Source organism: Methylobacterium sp. J-048, from assembly GCF_022829515.1.
In the GTDB taxonomy this organism is placed as follows: domain Bacteria; phylum Pseudomonadota; class Alphaproteobacteria; order Rhizobiales; family Beijerinckiaceae; genus Methylobacterium.
In genome coordinates, this window is record NZ_JAKSYL010000131.1 from 36,004 (window position 1) to 53,525 (window position 17,522).

Consider the following 17,522-nt stretch of genomic DNA (forward strand, 5'->3'; position numbering starts at 1 on the left):
GACGCGTGGTCGAGGCGCTCGGACCTTGCACCCCTGCCGGCCGGAATCCAGCCCTGACGCCCAAACCGGGTTTCCAAAGGGCTCAGCCCTTTGGCGGGGGATCGGGGCGGAGCCCTGATGAGGCAGGGTTTCAGACCGGCAACCGATCACGGACCTTCCGAAACCCCGGTCTTCGACGCGCGATCCGTCTCAGCCGGGATGAAGCGCAGCGTGCCGGCCCGGCGGGTCGGTTGGCCGGTGTCGTTGGTGTGGTTGACCCCGTCCATGACGGGCACGTCGGGGAAGTCGAACGGGCTGACCCCGTCCAGGCACGCCACGTTCACGGCATAGAGGTTCTGGTTCGAGCGCCGCTGGTGGTGCGTGTAGATCCCGCAGCGGGCGCAGAAGAAGTGCTCCGCCGTCCCGGTGTGGAACCGGTAGCGGGTCAGCGCCTCCGCGCCTTGCAGGATTTCGACCCCGCCCGCCTCCGCCATGGCGACGACGGCGCCGCGCATCCGGCAATACGAGCAGGTGCAGCGGCGGATCGAACCGAAGCCCTCGCCGAGGGTCGCCCGGAAGCGCACGGCGCCGCAATGACACTGGCCGGTATGGACGGTCATGGTGCCCGGTCCTGTTCGGATCCCGGCCGCGCCCGGTCCGACGGGACGTGCCGAGATCGACGTCACGTCGGACGTATCGCCGGAATCCGAGCCGGACAATCCATGAAAAGCGCACGCGCCGTGTGAGAAAAGCGCACGCGAAGCTCCGCCGATGCGCGCCGGAGATCGGCAGCAAGGTTTTGAACCGCCAAGCCTTTCTGTCCGCCGCGCCGGCCGGGCGACGCCGGTCAGCTCGCCCGCACCACCACCTCCACGAGGTTGGCGCCGCCGGACCGGATCCCGGCCTCGATCGCCGGGGCGATGTCGGCGGCGCGGGTCACCCGCCGGGACGGCACGCCCATGGAGGTGGCCAGCGCCAGGTAGTCGACGCGCGGGTCGGTGAGGTCCATGGCGATGAAGCGGTTGGCCCGCACCGAGGCGTAGTGCGCCTGGCCCTTCATGAAGTTCTTCAGGATGTTGTACTCGGCGTTGTTGATCACCACGAAGGTGACCGGCAGTTTCTCGTGCGCGGCCGTCCAGAGGGCCTGGGGCGAGTACATCGCGGCGCCGTCGCCGACGACGCAGACCACGGGTGCCCGGTCGATGCCGAGCGAGAAGCCGACCGCGGCCGGCATGCCCCAGCCGAGCACGCCGCCGCGCATCGCCGCGTATTGGTGGGTGGAGGGGCTGTCGAGGAAGGTCCGCAGGTGCGTGAGCGTCGCCGGCGCCTCGTCGATGATCGTGGTCTGCGCCCCCACGGCCCGGGCCACCTCGCGGGCGGCGACGAGCGGCGCGATCACCGGATCGTCGAAGGCGGCGTCGGCCGCGGCGGCGAGCTTGGCCCGCCGCTCGGTCCGGGCCGTCTCCGCCTGGGCGCGCACTGCCGCGTAGGCGGCGGCGCGGTCGGCCACGCGCGGGGCCAGCAGCGGCAGCAGCGCGTTCAGGGAGGCCTGGATGTCGCCCACCGTCGACAGGCTGGTGGCGTAGGTGCGCCCGAGGTCGCGGACATCCGCGGAGAGCTGGAACACCTGCGTCCCCGGCGGTACCGCCGAGACCTCCGAGTAGAGGATGGTGATCAGCGACTTGCCGCCCAGCGCGAACACCGCGTCGTAGCGCCCGAGGATGTCGGCGATGGCGTCGGCCCGGGTCGGCAGGTTGCCGGCCCAGAGCGGGTGGGCGGTGGGGAAGGGGATGTGGGCCGGCCAGGACGAGCCGTAGACCGGCGCGGCCAGCAGGTCGGCGAGGGCCACCGCCTGGGCGGAGGCGTCGGAAGCGTCGATCTCGTCGCCGGCGATCAGGGCCAGACGGCCGGGCGCGATGGCGGCGAGCTTTTCGGCCAGCTTGTCGAGGGAGCCCGCCACCGCCCGCTGGTCGATGGTCGAGGTCTCGCCCGCCGGGGTCGCGGTCATCGCCTCCATCACGTCCATCGGCAGGGACAGGAAGACCGGGCCGGATGGGGCGGCCCCGCAATCGTGGAAGGCACGGCGCAGGAGCACCGGGATTTGGTCCGGGCTGGTGACCTCGCGGGCCCATTTCACCACCGGGTCGGCGATGGCGACGAGATCGCCCATCAGCAGCGGGTCGGAGAGGGCGTGGCGCAGGTCCTGCTGGCCGGCCGTGACCACGAGCGGCGTGCCGCTGACCTGCGCGTTCCACAGCGCGCCCATGCCGTGGCCGAGGCCGCCGGCGGTGTGCAGGTTGAGGAAGGCCGGCCGGCGCGCGCCCTGGGCGTAGCCGTCGGCCATCGCCACCGCGGTCGCCTCCTGCAGGGCGAGGATGTAGCCGATGTCCTGCGCCTCGGTGAGCGCGTCGATCAGCGGCAATTCGGTGGTGCCGGGATTGCCGAAGATGTAGCGCACCCCCTCCGAGCGCAGCACGTCCAGCAGCAGGTCGGCGCCCCTCCGGCTCCCGGCGGCATCCACGGTCTCGATCGACATACGCAACCCTCCTCCGCCCCCCGGCGGAATCCGTGCGATGCTACCGCATGGCCGCGCCGCGACGAAGGCCCGCGGGGCGGAATCGGGTTTCCAAAGGGCGAGCCCTTTGGCGGGTTGTCAGGGCGGAGCCCTGACGAAGCCGAACGCTAGAGTCCGATCGGGAGCAGTCCGGGCGCCAAAGCCGCGGCGGCCCGCGGCCCGTCCTTGACCAGGCGAATCGCCGTGCGGGCGACGCGGTTGCGCAGGCGCCGGGCTCGCCAGAGCGTCCCCGTCTCCACGGCGAGGCCGCGGGCGTACAGGCTGGCGCGCAGGCTGCGGGCGTCGCAGGCCTGCTTGACCGGGTCGGCATAGAACGCCGCGACTTTTTCGCGACCCATCCCCGGCGTGGCGAGCCAGGCCGGCACGTGGACCCGGGCGAGCCGGTCGGCATCGGTCAGCAGCTTGCCGATCCCGGTGCCGGGGATCGGGCAGGCGGTCTGGAAGGCGTCGCCGATCAGCACCAGCCCGTCGCGCTCCACCCCGTCGGCCCGGGCGAGGTCGATCGGCCGGACCTCGAGGGGGCCGGCCACCGACAGGTCCGGACAATGCCGCGCTAGGTGGGGCATCATCGCCCGCAGGGTGGCTTCCGGGTCCCGGCGCAGGGCAGCGACCCAGGGCTCGCCGGGGTCGCGATAGCAGAACAGGTTGGCCCGCATCACGTCCCCGATCGGGAACAGGGTCAGGTAGGCGTCGCGCCCGCCGAACCCCTCGGAGAAGTAGGTCATGGCCGGGAACGGGAAGGCGGCCCGCGGCGCCGCCATATCGAACCCGACGGCCAGGGAGTGGCGCGGGCTCAGCGCCCGCTTGGCGATGCCGGCCTTGGCGAGCAGCGCGTGGCCGAGCCCGGTGGCGAGCACGACGAGGCGCGCCTCGATCCGGCGGCCGTCGCTCAAGGCGAGAATCTGGCGATCCGGCCCGAGCTCGAAATCGGCGACCCGGCCGGGGATCAGCAGTCCCTCGGGCAGGGCGGCCCGGGCGGCCCCGACCAGCACGGGATAATGCGCGCCCCATTCCCGGGCGGCCTCCCGGTAGGCGAGGCGGCCGTAGCGGACCACCGCGACCTCCTCGGTCGCCGTCGTGCACGCGGCCAGAGCCGCCCCGAATCCGAGGCCCTCGAACAGGGCCATCTGGTCGGCCCCGAATTTCTCCGCCCGGAAGTCGCGGCGCGCCGCGCCGCGTTCGGCCTGGGCGTCGATCAGCGTGACCCGGATCCCGGCACGGGCGAGCGCCCCGGCCAGGCAGCTCCCGGCCAGCCCGGCGCCGACCACGGCCACGTCGTAGCTGTCCACCCCGCTGCCCATCGCTGTCATCGCAAAGTCGTCCCGTCCACGGCGCCAGAGTTTGAATGCACGAAACCGCACAGATGGCAGCGATGATGACGCCCGTAAAGCACGTACGTAATCTTTTTAGAGCCTGGAAACATCCGTTTACAGGACGACAACGAAGCTTTCAGACCATCTCATCTTCTGATTGAATCGCCGCACCTTATCCGAATCTCTTGCCCAACCCGGATCTGTGCCGCGCTCACGCCCGCAACTGCGCCACGAAGGCGCGCATGAACGGCGGCAGGCCGTCGAGGTCGCGCAGGCACAGGGTCAGGTCGCGGCGCGCCCAAGGATCCGAGAGCGGCACCACCGCGATGGCGAGCCCTTGCGCGGCCCGGGCGGCGGCGCTCTCGGGCAGCACCGCGAGCCCGACCCGGGCCTCGACCAGGCGGCAGACGGCGTCGAAGCCGCGCAACTGCACCCGCAGGCGCATCGGCCGCCCCTCCCGCACCGCCTGGGCGACGAGGAACCGGCTGATGGCGCTGCGCCGGTCGAGGCCGACGAGGTCGTGGCCGAGCACCTCCACGAAGGCGATGGCGGCGCGCGCCGCCAGGGGATGGTCCCGGGCCGCCACCAGCACGAATCGGTCCTCCCGGAACGGGAAGGTCTGGAGCGAGCCGGTATCGACCGTGCCGGACAGGATGCCGAGATCGGCCGCGCCCTCGGCCACCAGCCCGACGATCTCCTCGGAGGTGCGCTCGTCGATCTCGACGCCGATCCCGGGATGGCCGCCCAGAAAGGCCGAGAGCGCATCGGGCAGGAACTCGGTCAGCGCGTTGGTGTTGGCGAGCACCCGGATCTGCCCGGCCGCACCGCCGGAGAACACCGCCATCTCCTCGCGCAGGCGTTCGACGCCGGCCAGGATCTCGCGGGCATGGGCCAGGAGCGTGCGCCCCGCCGGGGTCGGGCTGACGCCCTGCCGCCCCCGGGTCAGGAGCGCGGCCCCGAGGGAGTCCTCCATGATCCGGATCCGCGTCGAGGCGGCCGCCAGGGCGAGGTTCGCCCGCGCCGCCCCGTGGGTGATCGAGCCGGCCTCGACCACGTGCCGGAACAGGCCGAGATCGGTGAGATCGAACCGCATCATCGCCGAAGGTCCTTCCCAGCAGCGGCGCAATCGGGCGCATCCGTCCCGCAGCGACGGCGCGGGACGGTATCGCCGCCCGGCACGCCTGTCAGCGCCCGGCGGCCGCAGCCACCCCGGCGACCGGAGGATTGCGGCGCGAGATCACGTACAACAGCATCAGCATAGAGATCATAAGTACGTACGTAATAGCCAATATCACTGATAATCGCTCCGTAAATACATATGATCTCTCATTAAAGAGTGCAAGATTTCAATATTGAGCGAATTATACAGCTAAAACATCTGACCTGCAGAACAACATTTTCCGCGAGGGCGAGTCAAAGACCATTTACTCCCCTTTAACGTGCAATATTCCAAATGTATCGCCCTGCCGACGAGACCTTCCACAACTGCGGCGGCAGCCTCACCCGCGATCGTCACCGGATCGGATCATGACCGTTTTGAGCCTTCCGGCCCCGTCTTCGGAGACCCGCGGTTCTCGGCGCCCGCGGGATGCCGTGATTGCGGTCGCGCCCACCGGTGCGGCGCCGACGCCCCGCCCTTCCCGCGCCGGGCCCGTGCCCGTGCCCGCGAAGCGAGACGAGACCCCATGATGGACGCGCTCCTGGTTGACGACAGCGCGACCATGCGCCGGCGCCTGCGCCAGATGCTGGAGGCCAAGCCCGACGTCAGCGTGACCGACTACGCCGATCCGGCCGCCGCCCTCGTGGAGGCGCAGATGCGCGCCTTCGACCTCGTGCTGGTCGATTACCACATGCCGGCGATGGACGGGATCGCGTTCATCCAGCGGATGCGCACCATCCCGCATTACGCCCAGGTGCCGATCGCGATGGTCACCAGCGACATCTCCGACGCGGTGCGGCTCGCCGCCCTGGAGGCGGGGGCGACCGACTTCCTCGACAAGTCGATGCGGGGCGTCGAGCAGACCGTGCGGCTGCGCAACCTGATCCGCCTCGCCAAGGCGGTGCGGCGGCTGGCCGAGCAGGCCGCCTGGCTCGACGGCGAGGTCGAGGCGGCCCTGCGGCACATGCGCGAGCGCGAGGAGGAGATCATCTTCCGCCTGTCGCTGGCCGTCGAGTATCGCGACAACGACACCGGCGACCACACCTGGCGGGTGGCCCGCTACAGCCAGATCGTGGCCGAGGCCCTCGGCCTGCCGGCGGAGCTGTGCCGCAACCTGTACCTCGCCGCGCCGCTGCACGATGTCGGCAAGGTGGCGATCCCGGACGGCATCCTGCTGAAGCCCGGCCGGCTCGACCCGGACGAGTTCGCCCTGATCAAGACGCACGCGACCATCGGCCAGCGCATCCTGGGCGGCAGCACCTCCGAATTGATCCGCCTGGCCGCCGAGATCGCCGAGGCGCATCACGAGAAATGGGACGGCAGCGGCTATCCGAAGGGGCTCGCCGGCACCGCGATCCCCCTGGCGGCCCGGATCGTCGCGGTGGCGGACGTGTTCGATGCCCTGACCACGCAGCGGCCCTACAAGGAGGCGATGTCGTTCGAGGCGGCCCTGGCCTGCATCCGGGCCGATAGCGGCCGCCATTTCGACCCGGCCTGCGTCGAGGCTTTTTGCGCGCGCTGGCCGGACGTGCTCGTGGCCGGTGGGCAGGCGCGGGGCGCGGTCCGGCCGGACGCCCGCGCCGTCACCGAGCCCTGGGCCCGGGTGCCGACGCTGCTCCGCGAGATCGCCGCCGAGACGCCCGTCCTCGCGGGCCGGTTCGTGGACGAAGCCCCCGCCCGCAGACGCCACGGATGACGCCGCGGGAGCGGGCGCCGATCCCAGTTCATCCCTGAAGATCCGTTTCAAGGTGTTTGCGTCAGCGGACTGTCTCGCTTGCCTCACGACGCTTGGTCTTTGCAGAGGCCGTTCTGAGAACAACCCCGTCATCCCGGGCTCGCCTGCGGCGCCCCGGGATGACGGGGTGGATGCGGAAATCTGGGCCTCGGGGAAGGGGAGGATTTCCTTACGCGGTCTCTCTTCCACGTCCGTGCCGTTCCTGCGCCGATCACCCCTGGTGAGGGTCGCGCGCGCGTCATCGGACCTGGGTTGCGATCCAAATCGATTGTTCCCGTTGGGAAAAATCCTTGAATAGGGCCCAATCCAAACACCTTGAAAGGGCCGGGCCTTTCGGGATGAGGCTTCAAACCGTCAGGATGACGCGCCCCGTCGTGCGTCCGCCTTCGAGGTCGGCATGGGCCCGGGCCGCGTCCCGGAGGTCGTATGCGGCCCCGATCGGGCTGATCAGGCCGTCTTGCAGGGCAGCGATCAGGTCGGCGCTGCCGCGGCGATACAGGTCCGGATCGTTGGCGTAGGCGATCACGCTCGGCCGCATCAGGGCGACCGGACGGCCGTTCCCCAGCGTCTCGACTCTGAAGCGCTTGCCCGTGATCCGCGCGGCGCTGGCGTTTCTGGCCCAAGTGATCGGCCTTGGATGTCCGGTGGCGGCGCCGGCGGATTAGCGCATCATCCCGAAAGGGGGTTTCCGGCTTTCGGGAAAAGATGATGCAAAACCAGAGACCGAGCGCCGCGACTCAGAACGCGGTCTCGCCGTAGCCGAGCGGCGTGATGCGGAAGACGAACCGGATCTCGGCCTCGGCATCCGGCAGCGCCAGGGTGCTGACCGGCCCGGTGAGGATCTTGGCCCCGTGCTCGGTGTGGGCTTCGTAGCGGCCGCGAGGGCCGAGCGAGGCCAGCGCGCGCAGGACGTGGCGGGCCGCGCGGGGGCGCCTGGCGCCGTTCTCGCGGAGCCAGACGGACTCGTCCGCGGGCCACACCCGCACGGGGCGCCCGGTGCCGCGCGGCCCGGGCGCGAACGCGTCGAGGACGGCCCGGAGCGTCACGCGCGGACGCCCCAGGCGGCGGCATGGAGCGCCCGAAGGCCGGCCGCCGGGACCGCCGCGCGCATCCGGAGGCCGGACGGGGCCGGATCGATGGCGACGAGCCGGACCAGATCGGCGGCGAGGCGGTTGTAATCCGCGAGGTGCACGCCGTCCGGGTAGAGACCCGTGCGGGCGAGCCCCGAGCCGTCGTCGCGCAGGGCCGCGAACGGGTCGAAGAAGCTGTGGCGGCCCGCCCGGCAGAGCGCTTCGAGGCGGTCCGAGAAGGCCGCGACGGCGGTGGGATCCCGGCCCGTCGCACAGGCGCCGATCGGCGGGATTGCGGCCACGAAGACCTGCGCCGACCAGACCTCCAGGATCCGCAGGATGCGTCGGACCTCGGCCTCGAACCGGCGCTCGGTGGAGGCCCGCTCCGGATGCCGCCAGCGCAGGATGTCGTTGGTGCCGATGATCAGCACCGAGGCCGCGCAGCGAACCGGGAGCCGCAGATCCGCGAGATGGGCCGCGCAATCGGCCGCGGTGCTGCCGCCGATGCCGAGATTGATGCAGGGCCGGCCGCCGAAATCCGGCGTCCCGAGGAACTCGACATGCGAGTTGCCGGCCAGGATCACGCTCTCCGGAGCGGCCTGGCGGAGCGACGCGCGCAGGGCCGGGCCACGCTCGGCCAGGCGGTTTCGGACGCACCGCCCATGCCGCCAATGCCGGGCGGCGGTCGCGATCCAGGGTGCAGGCATGGCGGTCCCGAACAGGCATGAGGGATCGGTCGCGCCGGGGCTGCTGCCCGGGCGCGGGGATGCGGAATGAACCGTGTCGTGACCGTGCCGCCGGCCGGATGTTCTGGTGTTACGGCGGCAGAAACATGTGGTTACTTTCGATCATCGGCATCCTGGCAAGCAGAACTCGACATGACGGCGCGCGATGACTTCGTCCTGCATATGTGGGAATTTTTCACACGTCAACGGCTCAGCTGACGGAACAGCCTTCCGGACTTCACGATCCCGCGCTACGCCGGGGCTCCAACGAGCGGGGGGAGCCAGGATGATCAAGGATCGCGTCTACATCGTCACCGGCGCGGGCTCGGGGCTGGGCGCCGCGGTGGCGTGCAATCTCGTGGCGGCGGGCGCCAGCGTCGTGGTCGCCGACATCGCCCGGGAGGCCGGGGCCGGAGTGGCGGCGGAGCTGGGCGCGCAGGCGCGGTTCGCGGCCACCGACGTCACCAGCGAGGCGGACGGTCAGGCGGCGGTCCAGGCGGCGCTGGACGCGTTCGGGCACCTGCACGGGCTGATCAACTGCGCCGGGATCGCGCCGGGCGAGAAGGTGGTCGGCCGCGACGGTCCGCACCGGCTCGACAGCTTCGCCCGGGCGGTGTCGGTCAACCTGATCGGCACCTTCAACATGATCCGGCTCGCCGCCGCGGCGATCGCCCGGGAGGCGCCCGACGCGGAAGGCGCCCGGGGCGTGATCGTCAACACCGCCTCGATCGCGGCCTTCGACGGCCAGATCGGGCAGGCGGCCTACGCGGCCTCGAAGGGCGGCGTGGTCTCGATGACCCTGCCGATCGCCCGCGAGCTGGCCCGGCACGGCATCCGGGTCGTCACCATCGCGCCGGGCATCTTCGAGACGCCCATGATGACGGGGATGCCGCAGGAGGTGCAGGATGCGCTGGGCCAGAGCGTCCCGTTCCCTCCGCGGCTCGGCCGCCCGTCCGAATACGCCGACCTCGTCCGGCACATCTGCGAGAACCCGATGCTCAACGGCGAGACGATCCGGCTGGACGGGGCGCTGCGGATGCCGCCCCGCTGAACTTTGGTCAGGCCTGGCGACCGCCGACACGCGTGTCGGCTGAACCAATCCTTGTCGCCCGAACGCGAGGCACGTATATTTTCACGTATCACGAGCCCGGGAGGCAGGGATGCGGCGCGCCGAGTTCAAGGGGTCGATCACGACGACGGGACGCTCCGAGGCGCTGCGACTCGACAAGGCGTTGTTCAAGGCGCACCCGGAGTTTCGACAGAAGGCGAAGATCCGGGCTCACGTCATCGGCCCGGGAACGATGCTCGTCACCCTCGATCCCGACACGCCGACGCCGGAGGCCGAGACGGTGGACCGTGACCCCGTCGTGTCGGCCTACCTCGCGTTCCTGGAGCGGGACATGACGGCGCATCCCGAGCGGCTGCACCCCTTCACCGAGGACGAACTCGCGCGTCTGGAGACCCTGACCGGGGGCGTGACCGTGTCCGATGACGACGTGATCCCGGACGACGTCACGCTGTGACGCCGCCCGCGAGCGGCTTCGCCGAGCGCAACGGCTGGAAGCTCTACCGGGCGAGCGCCTTCGTGGCGAGCCTCGCCCCACTCACCGAGGCGGTCGGACGCCTGGCGGAGGCGGACCCGGGCGGCTACGCCGCGCACCCGAAAGCCAAGCTCCTGGCTCGGATTCGTCAGCTCGTCGTCGACGAGATTCCGCGCGATCCGAACGCGCGCGCCTACGCGCTCGGCAACACGCTCGGGCCGGAGCATCGACACTGGCGGCGGGCAAAGTTCCTGCAGCGATTTCGGCTTTTCTTCCGCTTCGACAGCGCGAGCCGCATCATCGTCTACGCCTGGGTCAACGACGAAAACACCCTGCGGAAGGCCGGCTCGCGCAGCGACCCTTACACGGTGTTCGCGCAGCGCCTGAACGCCGGCGATCCCCCCGACGACTGGGAAGACCTGCTCACGGCTGCCCGCGAGGCCGAGACCAAGGCGCAGGATGCCTCTTGAACGGTCCGAGCGCGTCAAATCAAGGGCTTGCGGGCGGCCCCCTTGCAACGCGATCGGGAACGGCTCTAGCCGATCGAGACGCTGGTCAGCAGTCCGGCGGCCCGGCGCACCTCGGTGACGATCAGCTCCTCGCTCGGGCCCTCGATCGGCATGTCGGACAGGATCGCCGCCACATCGCGCTTCACGTCCTCGCGGATTTCCGGGTTCTCCTCGGACAGGCGCCCGATCAGGACGCCCAGGACGATCTCCAAGGCGGACAGTTTCGCGTGCACGCGGGTGAAGTCGTCCAGCGGTTCCGGCTCGTTCGCGTTCATGGGGTGCTCCGTGGGGGTGGCGCCTGCGCCCGGTCTGGGTGACCGCAGGCCTTCAGTTCGGCCGCTCGCCGGCGGGCGGGGTCAGCATCGCTTCGATCTGGTTGATGGCGCTGCGCAGGGCGTCGAAGGCGGGCAGCGGCCCGCGCAGATGCGCCACCACGCGCCGGCGCGTCCGCGACGGGGCGCCCGGTTCGGTCGGCTCGTAGATCTCCATCTCCAGGGTCATCCGCCCGATCCCCGCCCCGACCCCGAAGGCCGAGACGGTCTCGAAATAGACGACCGGCGCCGCGATGCCGCCTCCGACCAGGGACGATGGGCCGGCGTCTGGCGTATCGGGCATGCAGGGTCTCCCGGGATCAGGGCGCCGCACCGTCCGGGTGACGGGCGCCGCGCGAGGCGTCGGGCCAGCCATACGCTCCGGGAGCCGCCATGGTCGATCCCGGACCGGGCTGCGCCGCCGATCCGCTCCCCTGGGCCGGCCCCGGCACGCTGGACTGAGATCGCATGCGTTTGTATGCTTTTCTCAGCGTTCGACCGGCAACGTCGGCTCCCCCGCACCCACGAAATTACCAGAGCGGTGCCCATCCGGGCGGTTCATCAACGGAGCGTCGGGGCTTCACTGAAGACGGCCTGCGACCGATCAAGTCCCGCCCATGAAGCCATACCGCGCCGGCATCGTCGCAATCGCCAAGAACGAGAATCCCTACCTGCTGGAATGGCTCGCCTACCATCTGGCCCTCGGCTTCGAGCATATCTGGGTCTACGACAACGACAGCGACGAGAGCCTGTCACGCCTGGTCGCGAAGGAGGCCCGGCGCCACGTCACCTTCGTGCGCTGGCCGAATGCCCCGGACGGCCGGACGCAGATCAACGCCTACAACCACTATCTGCGGACGTTCGGCGGCACCGTCGAATGGACGGCGGTCCTCGACCTCGACGAGATGATCTGCCTGAAGCAGCACCGCACCATCCTGGACTTCGTGCGGGATTTCGAGGGCGCTACCGGGATCGCGATCAACTGGCGCTTCTTCGGCAGTTCCGGCCATGTCCGGCAAACCGGCGGCCTGATGATGGAGCGGTTCCGCCGGGCCTGTCACGTCGGTGACGAGATCAACGAAGGCGTGAAGAGCCTCCACAGGACCGACACGGTCGCGCTCCTGATGCCGCATTATGCGCTGTACCGCGACAGGGAGCATGTCGTCTCGGCCAAGGGCGCGCGCGTCCCGAACGACTGGTGCATCAAAGTGGATGGGGCCAATTTCGAGGTCGCGCAGATCAACCACTACTTCGTCAAATCGTCGGAGGAATGGCAGGCCAAGATCCGGCGGCACTACCGGTACAGCTCGGACGATCGCGAAGGTTACTTCGAAAAACTCGACCGGAACGAGGTCGAGGACGTCACGATCCTGGCCCATCTGGACGAGACCCGCGCGTGGATCCGCCGCCTGGCGCGAAAGCCGAGCCGTCTCGACGCGGTCAAGGCGGCCCTCAGACTCGCCCGGAAGCCCGGGGCCGGTTCATCCGGGCCGACGCAGCCCGGCGCGTGAGGCGCGCTCAGGCGGCCGCGCTCGCGGTCCAGGCGGCCAGAGCCGCCGCGACGCCGGCGCCGGGCGGGACGGAAAACCCTTCCGCCCGCAGCACCGCCTCCAGGGCGCCCAGGGTGATCAGCACCTTGTGCTTGCGGGCGTTGTAGCCCATCGCGCCGATCCGCCAGACCTTGCCGGCCAGCGGCCCGAAGGCGGTGCCGATCTCGATCTCGAAATCCTCCCGCATCCGCCGCCGCACCGCCTCGCCGTCGATCCCGTCCGGGATGTACAGCGCGGTGACGTTGGTCATCCGGTAGCGGTCGTCGCCGAACACGGTGAGCCCCATCGCCCGGATGCCCGCCGCGACCGCGCCCCCTGCGGCCGCATGCCGGCGGTAGCAGGCCTCCAGCCCCTCGCCCAGCAGCACCCGGGCGCATTCGCGCGCGCCGTACAGCATGGTGGTCGCCTCGGTGTGGTGGTTCAGGCGCTTCTCCGACCAGTAATCCATGATCATGGCGAGGTCGAAGTAGTTCGAGCCGATCCGGGCGCCCAGCCCGTCGTCGATGTCGTCCCGGCGGATGCCGTGCTCGACATGGCGCCGGGAAAAGATCCGCTCGGCCGCCGCCGGCGAGACGGTGATCGGCGACGAACCCGAGGGGCCGCCGAGGCATTTCTGCAGGCCGCCGGTGACCACGTCGACGCCCCAGCGGTCGGAGGCGATTTCCATGCCCCCGATGGTCGCGGTGGCGTCGACATAGGAGAGGGCGCCGGCCCGGCGGCAGAGGTCGCCGAGCCCGTCGAGGGGCTGGGCCATGGTGGTGGAGGTGTCGCCGTGGACGGTGGCCACGACCTTCGGGCCGAAGCGCTCCACCGCGGCGGCGATCGCCTCCAGGGGCACGACCTCGCCCCAGGGCGCGTCCACGGTCTCGACCACGGCGCCGACCCGCTCCAGGATCTCGGTGAGCAGCAGGCCGAACCGGCCGAAATTGACCACCAGCACCCGCTCGCCGGGGGCGACCAGGCTCACCAGGGAGGCCTCGATCCCGGCCCGGGCCGTGCCGTCGACCAGGAAGGTCCAGCGGTTCCCGGTGCCGAAGATCGGGCGGTAGAGCGCCATCACCTCGTTCATGTAGGCGGTCATCTCGGGGTCGAACTGCCCGAGCAGGTCGGCCGACATGGCGCGCAGCACGCGGGGATGGGCATTGACGGGGCCCGGCCCCATCAGGAGCCGCTGGGGCGGGTCGATCTCGCCGATCTGCTCGAGCACGGGCTGGCTTCCTTCGCTGTCGCGCATTCCGGGCGGGGCGACGCAATCCTCTGGCCACGTCGCCTCCGGCCATGGCGCGGTCGAAAGTGCTGCTAGGGATCCGCGGCCTTCCGATCAAGCGGTGTGTTTTTTCCCATTCCCGGAAACCCCTTTCGGGCCTCGGCGTTTCTCGGTCCCACGATCGAACCCGGAAAGGGAAACCCGCCATGATCAACCGCTTCGCCGCCGCGGCCGGCCTGCTCGCGCTCTCGACGAGCCTCGCCCTGGCCCAGACCGCCACCCAGACCGACAGCAATCTCAAGGAATGGCAGGTGGCCAAGGTCGCAAAGGTCGGCCTCGCCCAGGCACTGACCACCGCCCAGGCGCAGGGCGACGAGAAGGGCGGCCGCGCCATCGACGCCGATTTCGAGAAGGCCGGCAGCAAGGACCCGGCGCATTACGCCATCAAGGTCGTCTACCCGAGCGGCAAGCTGGTGGAATACGGCATCAACGCCGATACCGGCGCGCTGTACAAGACCGAGAACCAGCCGATCGAGCGCTACTTCACCCGGCTGAAGCCCGCCGACTTCCAGAACGCCAAGACCTCGCTGAAGGACGCGCTCACCATCGCCGAGCAGAAGGCCGGCGGCGGCAAGGCCTACGAGGCCGAGGTCGAGAAGGACGGCAAGGCGGTCCAGTACGCGATCAAGGTGGCCGGCGCCGACAAGGAGCAGACGGTCAAGGTCGGCCCGGACGGGAAGGTGGTCGACTGAACGACGCGCGGGCTGCGACGGCGATGCGCCGTCGCAGCCCAATCCCATCCGGGGAAAGCCCTGCGGGTATGACCACATTCGCGATCACCGGCTTGGGATATGGCGGCCCCCCATAGATGATGGGCATTTCCGTACGTACACTTATTGCGAAGAGCGCAGAAGGCACGTAAACAGACCCCGTGCCGATCACCTTCGATCCCGCGAAGAGCCGCAGGAATGCCGAAGAGCGCGGCATGCCCTTCGAGTTGGCGGAGGATTTCGAGTTCGACACCGCCGTGATCCGGCAGGACACCCGATTTCCTTATCCGGAGCGGCGTTTCCAGGCGATCGGCCTGATCGGCCGTCGCACCGTCATGCTGGTGTTCACGCCGACCGCGGACGGCTTCCGCGTGATCTCCCTTCGCCCTGCTCACCGCAAGGAACGCGCGCTATGGCTCGCACGTCGCCCCTGACCGATCCGGACGCCCCCATCCTGACGGATGACGCGCTGAACGAAATGCGCCCGGCGCGTGAGGTTCTGACCGCCGAGGAGTTTGCAGCCGTCGCGTCGGTCCGCAAGGCGGGACGCCCGGCATCGGCCAGTCCGAAGGTGCCGGTGACGATCCGGCTCGATTCGGCCATCGTGGACGCGTTCAAGGCGACAGGCCGCGGCTGGCAAACCCGGATGAACGCGATCCTGACCGAGGCGGTGAAGGCCGGCCGCCACGGATAAGCACTCCGCCGCTGCATGGTGTCGCCCCGCCGCCCGGCCGCGGAGCCGGGCGGCCGCCTCGGCGATTGCTCCCGGACGAGACCGCGGACCGGGAGCGCGAACGATGGAATCAGGTACGCAAGACTCCCAGAAAATCCTCGGGACGGCCCAGACCCGGGTCGAGGGACCCGACAAGGTCACGGGCCGGGCGCTCTACGCCTCCGACCGGCCCGGCCCGGAGGCGACCGCCCACGCCGCCCTGGTCACCAGCACCATCGCCCGGGGCCGGATCACCGGGTTCGACCTCGGGGCCGCCCAGCGGGTGCCGGGGGTGCTCGGGATCTTCACGCACCGGGATTTCGCCGGGGCGGTGGCGCCGGTGAAGCACCTGATGGCCGGCGGCTACGCCAACAGCTCGCACCGGCCGCTGGAGTCCGACGCGGTCGCCTATGCCGGCCAGATCGTGGCCCTGGTGGTGGCCGCCACCCAGGAGGCCGCCGAGGAGGCGGCCGGCGCGGTGCGGGTCTCCTACGCGGAAGAGCCCGCCGCCGGCGGCTTCGACGCGCCCGGGGCCGAGACCGTCCGGCTGGCGGATCTCAAGGCGCAGCACGCGGACATCGTCCGGGGCGATGCCGAGGCCGGATGGCGGGACGCCGCGATCCGGGTCGAGGCGCGCTACGAGACCCCGATCCAGCACCACAACCCGATCGAGCTGTTCACCACCCGGGCCGCCTGGGACGGCGACAGGCTCACCGTGCACGAGCCGACCCGCTATGTCGGCGCCGTGCAGCACGGGCTTGCCGCACAGCTCGGCCTCGACCCCGCGCAGGTGCGGGTCGTGTCCGGGTTGATCGGCGGCCATTTCGGCTCGAAATTCGCGCTGTCGCAGCACACGGCCCTGGTCGCCCTGGCGGCCCGGCGTCTCGGGCGAGCGGTCTCGCTCGTCCCGACCCGGCGGCAAGGCTTCACCATCGCCAATTACCGGCCGGAATCGCGCCACGCCATCCGGCTCGGGGCCGAAAGCGACGGCCGGTTCACCGCGCTCGTGCACGAGGCCGAGACGGTCACGTCGCGATTCGACCCGTTCGTCATGGAGGGCGCCGAGGTCACGGCGAGCCTCTATGCCTGCCCGAACATCCGGACCGAGGAGCGGGCGGTGCGGGTCGACCGCAACACCCCGGGGCCGATGCGGGCGCCTCCGGAGGTGCCCTACCTGTTCGCCCTGGAGAGCGCCGTCGACGAGATGGCGGTGGCGCTGGAGATGGACCCGATCGCCCTGCGGCGGCGCAACGATACGGCGGTCGATCCGGTCTCCGGCAAGCCGTTCTCGACGCGGCCACTGATGGCCTGCTTCGATGCCGGGGCGCAGGCCTTCGGCTGGGCGCGCCGGGCGCCGCGCTCGGGGACGATGCGGGACGGTCCCTGGCGCGTCGGACTGGGCTGCGCGGCCTCGGTGCGGCCGGTGAAGATCGCGGCCGCGACCCTGCGGGTGCGGCTGGCTCCGGACGGCAGCGCGGAGGTCGCCTGCGCGCATCACGAGATCGGCAACGGCATCACCACGCTGCTCGCCATGGGGGCGGCCGAGGGGCTCGGCGTGCCGGTGGCGCGGGTCAACGTCCGGCTCGGCGACACGGCGCTGCCGGCGGCCGGCATCTCGGGCGGGTCGAGCACGACGACCAGCCTGATGAACGCCCTGGCGCTCGGCTGCGGCCAGATCCGCGAGACCCTGGCGCAGGCCGCGACGGGGCAGGGCGGCCGCCTCGCCGGCCGGGATCCGGAGACCTTGCGCCTCGCGGATGGGCGGCTCGCCGCGCCGGACGGGAGCGGGATCGCCCTGGCCGAGACGGTCGGCCCCGAGGGCGTCGAGACGCTCGCCGAATTCGTGCCCGCGGGCGGCGACCGGGCGAAGGCGCTGGCGGCCCTGCGGCAGGGCCATATCGGGCTGGCACTCGGCGGCGGTGGCCACGCCGTGTCGTGGGGCTTCGGCGCGCAGTTCGCCGAGGTCCACGTCCATGCCGAGACCGGGGAGATCCGGGTGGCCCGGCTCACCGGCGCCTTCGCGGCGGGGCGGATCCTCAACCCGCTCACCGCCCGGAGCCAGCTCACGGGCGGGATGATCTGGGGCCTCGGCTCGGCGCTTCTGGAGGAGACGGTGCTCGACGGCGCCGCCTACCGCAATCCGGATCTCGCCGAGTATCTCGTCCCGACCTCGGCCGACGCCCCGGAGGTCGAGGCGCTGCTGGTGCCGGACCCCGACGACCAAGTCGACGCCCTCGGCCTCAAGGGCCTCGGTGAGCTCGGCATCATCGGCGTCAACGCGGCCATCGCCAACGCCGTCCACCACGCCACCGGGCGCCGGATCCGCAAGCTGCCGATCCGGCTGGAGGACGTGGCGTGAGGCAGGC

At 70.8% G+C, this 17,522-nt stretch carries 19 protein-coding genes; 9 read left to right on the top strand and 10 right to left on the bottom strand.

Annotated elements, in window-relative coordinates; genetic code table 11:
- Positions 1-146: 146 nt before the first annotated feature.
- The 4 genes from MKL09_RS11830 to MKL09_RS11845 all read right to left on the bottom strand — a co-directional run bounded on the left by MKL09_RS11830 (position 147) and on the right by MKL09_RS11845 (position 4,963).
- Positions 147-599: a GFA family protein gene (locus MKL09_RS11830; RefSeq protein ID WP_244020338.1), complete on the bottom strand. Its 453-nt coding sequence runs from the start codon at positions 597-599 to the stop codon at positions 147-149.
- Positions 600-826: 227 nt separating this feature from the next.
- The gene (locus tag MKL09_RS11835) at positions 827-2,515 is read right to left on the bottom strand and encodes a thiamine pyrophosphate-binding protein (protein WP_244020339.1); all 1,689 of its coding nucleotides are present in this window, start codon (positions 2,513-2,515) and stop codon (positions 827-829) included.
- 146 nt (positions 2,516-2,661) lie between these two features.
- A complete protein-coding gene (locus tag MKL09_RS11840; RefSeq protein ID WP_244020340.1) occupies positions 2,662-3,864 on the bottom strand; it encodes an FAD-dependent oxidoreductase in 1,203 nt (400 codons plus the stop codon).
- A gap of 214 nt (positions 3,865-4,078) precedes the next feature.
- Positions 4,079-4,963, bottom strand: coding sequence for a LysR substrate-binding domain-containing protein (locus MKL09_RS11845; protein WP_244020341.1), 885 nt, complete (start codon positions 4,961-4,963; stop codon positions 4,079-4,081).
- 592 nt (positions 4,964-5,555) lie between these two features.
- Between MKL09_RS11845 and MKL09_RS11850 the strand changes: the two genes are divergently transcribed.
- Positions 5,556-6,722, top strand: a complete 1,167-nt coding sequence (locus MKL09_RS11850) for an HD domain-containing phosphohydrolase (protein WP_244020400.1) — start codon at positions 5,556-5,558, stop codon at positions 6,720-6,722.
- Positions 6,723-7,107: 385 nt separating this feature from the next.
- Here the strand turns inward: MKL09_RS11850 and MKL09_RS11855 are convergent, their stop codons facing one another.
- The 3 genes from MKL09_RS11855 to MKL09_RS11865 form a co-directional block, all read right to left on the bottom strand.
- Positions 7,108-7,299: a zinc-binding dehydrogenase gene (locus MKL09_RS11855; RefSeq protein ID WP_244020342.1), complete on the bottom strand. Its 192-nt coding sequence runs from the start codon at positions 7,297-7,299 to the stop codon at positions 7,108-7,110.
- A gap of 199 nt (positions 7,300-7,498) precedes the next feature.
- Positions 7,499-7,807, bottom strand: a complete 309-nt coding sequence (locus tag MKL09_RS11860; RefSeq protein WP_244020343.1) for a hypothetical protein — start codon at positions 7,805-7,807, stop codon at positions 7,499-7,501.
- Positions 7,804-8,538: an SGNH/GDSL hydrolase family protein gene (locus tag MKL09_RS11865; RefSeq protein ID WP_244020345.1), complete on the bottom strand. Its 735-nt coding sequence runs from the start codon at positions 8,536-8,538 to the stop codon at positions 7,804-7,806. The genes MKL09_RS11860 and MKL09_RS11865 overlap by 4 nt, the downstream gene beginning before the upstream one ends.
- Positions 8,539-8,842: 304 nt before the next feature.
- Here MKL09_RS11865 and MKL09_RS11870 point away from each other — a divergent pair, with 304 nt between their 5' ends.
- The 3 genes from MKL09_RS11870 (at position 8,843) to MKL09_RS11880 (ending at position 10,567) form a co-directional block, all read left to right on the top strand.
- On the top strand, positions 8,843-9,607 hold the full coding sequence (locus MKL09_RS11870; protein WP_244020346.1) for an SDR family NAD(P)-dependent oxidoreductase: 765 nt from the start codon (positions 8,843-8,845) through the stop codon (positions 9,605-9,607).
- A 109-nt stretch (positions 9,608-9,716) separates the two neighbouring features.
- Complete coding sequence (locus MKL09_RS11875; protein ID WP_244020347.1) at positions 9,717-10,079, top strand: type II toxin-antitoxin system PrlF family antitoxin; 363 nt, start codon at positions 9,717-9,719, stop codon at positions 10,077-10,079.
- A complete protein-coding gene (locus MKL09_RS11880; protein WP_244020348.1) occupies positions 10,076-10,567 on the top strand; it encodes a type II toxin-antitoxin system YhaV family toxin in 492 nt (163 codons plus the stop codon). Before MKL09_RS11875 ends, MKL09_RS11880 begins: the two co-directional genes overlap by 4 nt.
- Before the next feature lie 65 nt (positions 10,568-10,632).
- Here MKL09_RS11880 and MKL09_RS11885 read toward each other — a convergent pair whose 3' ends face one another.
- Positions 10,633-10,881 (bottom strand): hypothetical protein, encoded by a 249-nt coding sequence (locus MKL09_RS11885; protein WP_244020349.1) that lies wholly within the window; start codon positions 10,879-10,881, stop codon positions 10,633-10,635.
- Between the two features lie 52 nt (positions 10,882-10,933).
- Positions 10,934-11,221: a hypothetical protein gene (locus tag MKL09_RS11890; RefSeq protein ID WP_244020351.1), complete on the bottom strand. Its 288-nt coding sequence runs from the start codon at positions 11,219-11,221 to the stop codon at positions 10,934-10,936.
- 313 nt (positions 11,222-11,534) lie between these two features.
- On the opposite strand from MKL09_RS11890, the gene MKL09_RS11895 reads away from it, so the two are divergent.
- The gene (locus MKL09_RS11895) at positions 11,535-12,428 is read left to right on the top strand and encodes a glycosyltransferase family 2 protein (RefSeq protein ID WP_244020353.1); all 894 of its coding nucleotides are present in this window, start codon (positions 11,535-11,537) and stop codon (positions 12,426-12,428) included.
- A 7-nt stretch (positions 12,429-12,435) separates the two neighbouring features.
- Here the strand turns inward: MKL09_RS11895 and MKL09_RS11900 are convergent, their stop codons facing one another.
- Positions 12,436-13,674, bottom strand: coding sequence for a pyridoxal-phosphate-dependent aminotransferase family protein (locus tag MKL09_RS11900; protein ID WP_244020355.1), 1,239 nt, complete (start codon positions 13,672-13,674; stop codon positions 12,436-12,438).
- A gap of 206 nt (positions 13,675-13,880) precedes the next feature.
- Here MKL09_RS11900 and MKL09_RS11905 point away from each other — a divergent pair, with 206 nt between their 5' ends.
- The 4 genes from MKL09_RS11905 (at position 13,881) to MKL09_RS11920 (ending at position 17,515) form a co-directional block, all read left to right on the top strand.
- Positions 13,881-14,426, top strand: a complete 546-nt coding sequence (locus MKL09_RS11905) for a PepSY domain-containing protein (RefSeq protein WP_244020357.1) — start codon at positions 13,881-13,883, stop codon at positions 14,424-14,426.
- A 179-nt stretch (positions 14,427-14,605) separates the two neighbouring features.
- The gene (locus MKL09_RS11910; RefSeq protein WP_244020358.1) at positions 14,606-14,878 is read left to right on the top strand and encodes a BrnT family toxin; all 273 of its coding nucleotides are present in this window, start codon (positions 14,606-14,608) and stop codon (positions 14,876-14,878) included.
- Positions 14,857-15,138 carry a BrnA antitoxin family protein gene (locus tag MKL09_RS11915; protein ID WP_244020360.1) on the top strand — a complete coding sequence of 94 codons (282 nt, stop codon included), beginning with the start codon at positions 14,857-14,859 and terminating at the stop codon, positions 15,136-15,138. Before MKL09_RS11910 ends, MKL09_RS11915 begins: the two co-directional genes overlap by 22 nt.
- Before the next feature lie 103 nt (positions 15,139-15,241).
- Positions 15,242-17,515, top strand: a complete 2,274-nt coding sequence (locus tag MKL09_RS11920) for a xanthine dehydrogenase family protein molybdopterin-binding subunit (RefSeq protein WP_244020361.1) — start codon at positions 15,242-15,244, stop codon at positions 17,513-17,515.
- Positions 17,516-17,522 lie beyond the last annotated feature (7 nt).

What these genes read in the sequence shown, in the direction of transcription:
- MKL09_RS11830 (WP_244020338.1), bottom strand. Translation starts at nt 599, where the DNA reads ATGACCGTCCATACCGGCCAGTGTCATTGCGGCGCCGTGCGCTTCCGG.
- MKL09_RS11835 (WP_244020339.1), bottom strand. Translation starts at nt 2,515, where the DNA reads ATGTCGATCGAGACCGTGGATGCCGCCGGGAGCCGGAGGGGCGCCGAC.
- MKL09_RS11840 (WP_244020340.1), bottom strand. Translation starts at nt 3,864, where the DNA reads ATGACAGCGATGGGCAGCGGGGTGGACAGCTACGACGTGGCCGTGGTC.
- MKL09_RS11845 (WP_244020341.1), bottom strand. Translation starts at nt 4,963, where the DNA reads ATGATGCGGTTCGATCTCACCGATCTCGGCCTGTTCCGGCACGTGGTC.
- MKL09_RS11850 (WP_244020400.1), top strand. Translation starts at nt 5,556, where the DNA reads ATGGACGCGCTCCTGGTTGACGACAGCGCGACCATGCGCCGGCGCCTG.
- MKL09_RS11855 (WP_244020342.1), bottom strand. Translation starts at nt 7,299, where the DNA reads ATGCGGCCGAGCGTGATCGCCTACGCCAACGATCCGGACCTGTATCGC.
- MKL09_RS11865 (WP_244020345.1), bottom strand. Translation starts at nt 8,538, where the DNA reads ATGCCTGCACCCTGGATCGCGACCGCCGCCCGGCATTGGCGGCATGGG.
- MKL09_RS11870 (WP_244020346.1), top strand. Translation starts at nt 8,843, where the DNA reads ATGATCAAGGATCGCGTCTACATCGTCACCGGCGCGGGCTCGGGGCTG.
- MKL09_RS11875 (WP_244020347.1), top strand. Translation starts at nt 9,717, where the DNA reads ATGCGGCGCGCCGAGTTCAAGGGGTCGATCACGACGACGGGACGCTCC.
- MKL09_RS11885 (WP_244020349.1), bottom strand. Translation starts at nt 10,881, where the DNA reads ATGAACGCGAACGAGCCGGAACCGCTGGACGACTTCACCCGCGTGCAC.
- MKL09_RS11890 (WP_244020351.1), bottom strand. Translation starts at nt 11,221, where the DNA reads ATGCCCGATACGCCAGACGCCGGCCCATCGTCCCTGGTCGGAGGCGGC.
- MKL09_RS11895 (WP_244020353.1), top strand. Translation starts at nt 11,535, where the DNA reads ATGAAGCCATACCGCGCCGGCATCGTCGCAATCGCCAAGAACGAGAAT.
- MKL09_RS11905 (WP_244020357.1), top strand. Translation starts at nt 13,881, where the DNA reads ATGATCAACCGCTTCGCCGCCGCGGCCGGCCTGCTCGCGCTCTCGACG.
- MKL09_RS11915 (WP_244020360.1), top strand. Translation starts at nt 14,857, where the DNA reads ATGGCTCGCACGTCGCCCCTGACCGATCCGGACGCCCCCATCCTGACG.
- MKL09_RS11920 (WP_244020361.1), top strand. Translation starts at nt 15,242, where the DNA reads ATGGAATCAGGTACGCAAGACTCCCAGAAAATCCTCGGGACGGCCCAG.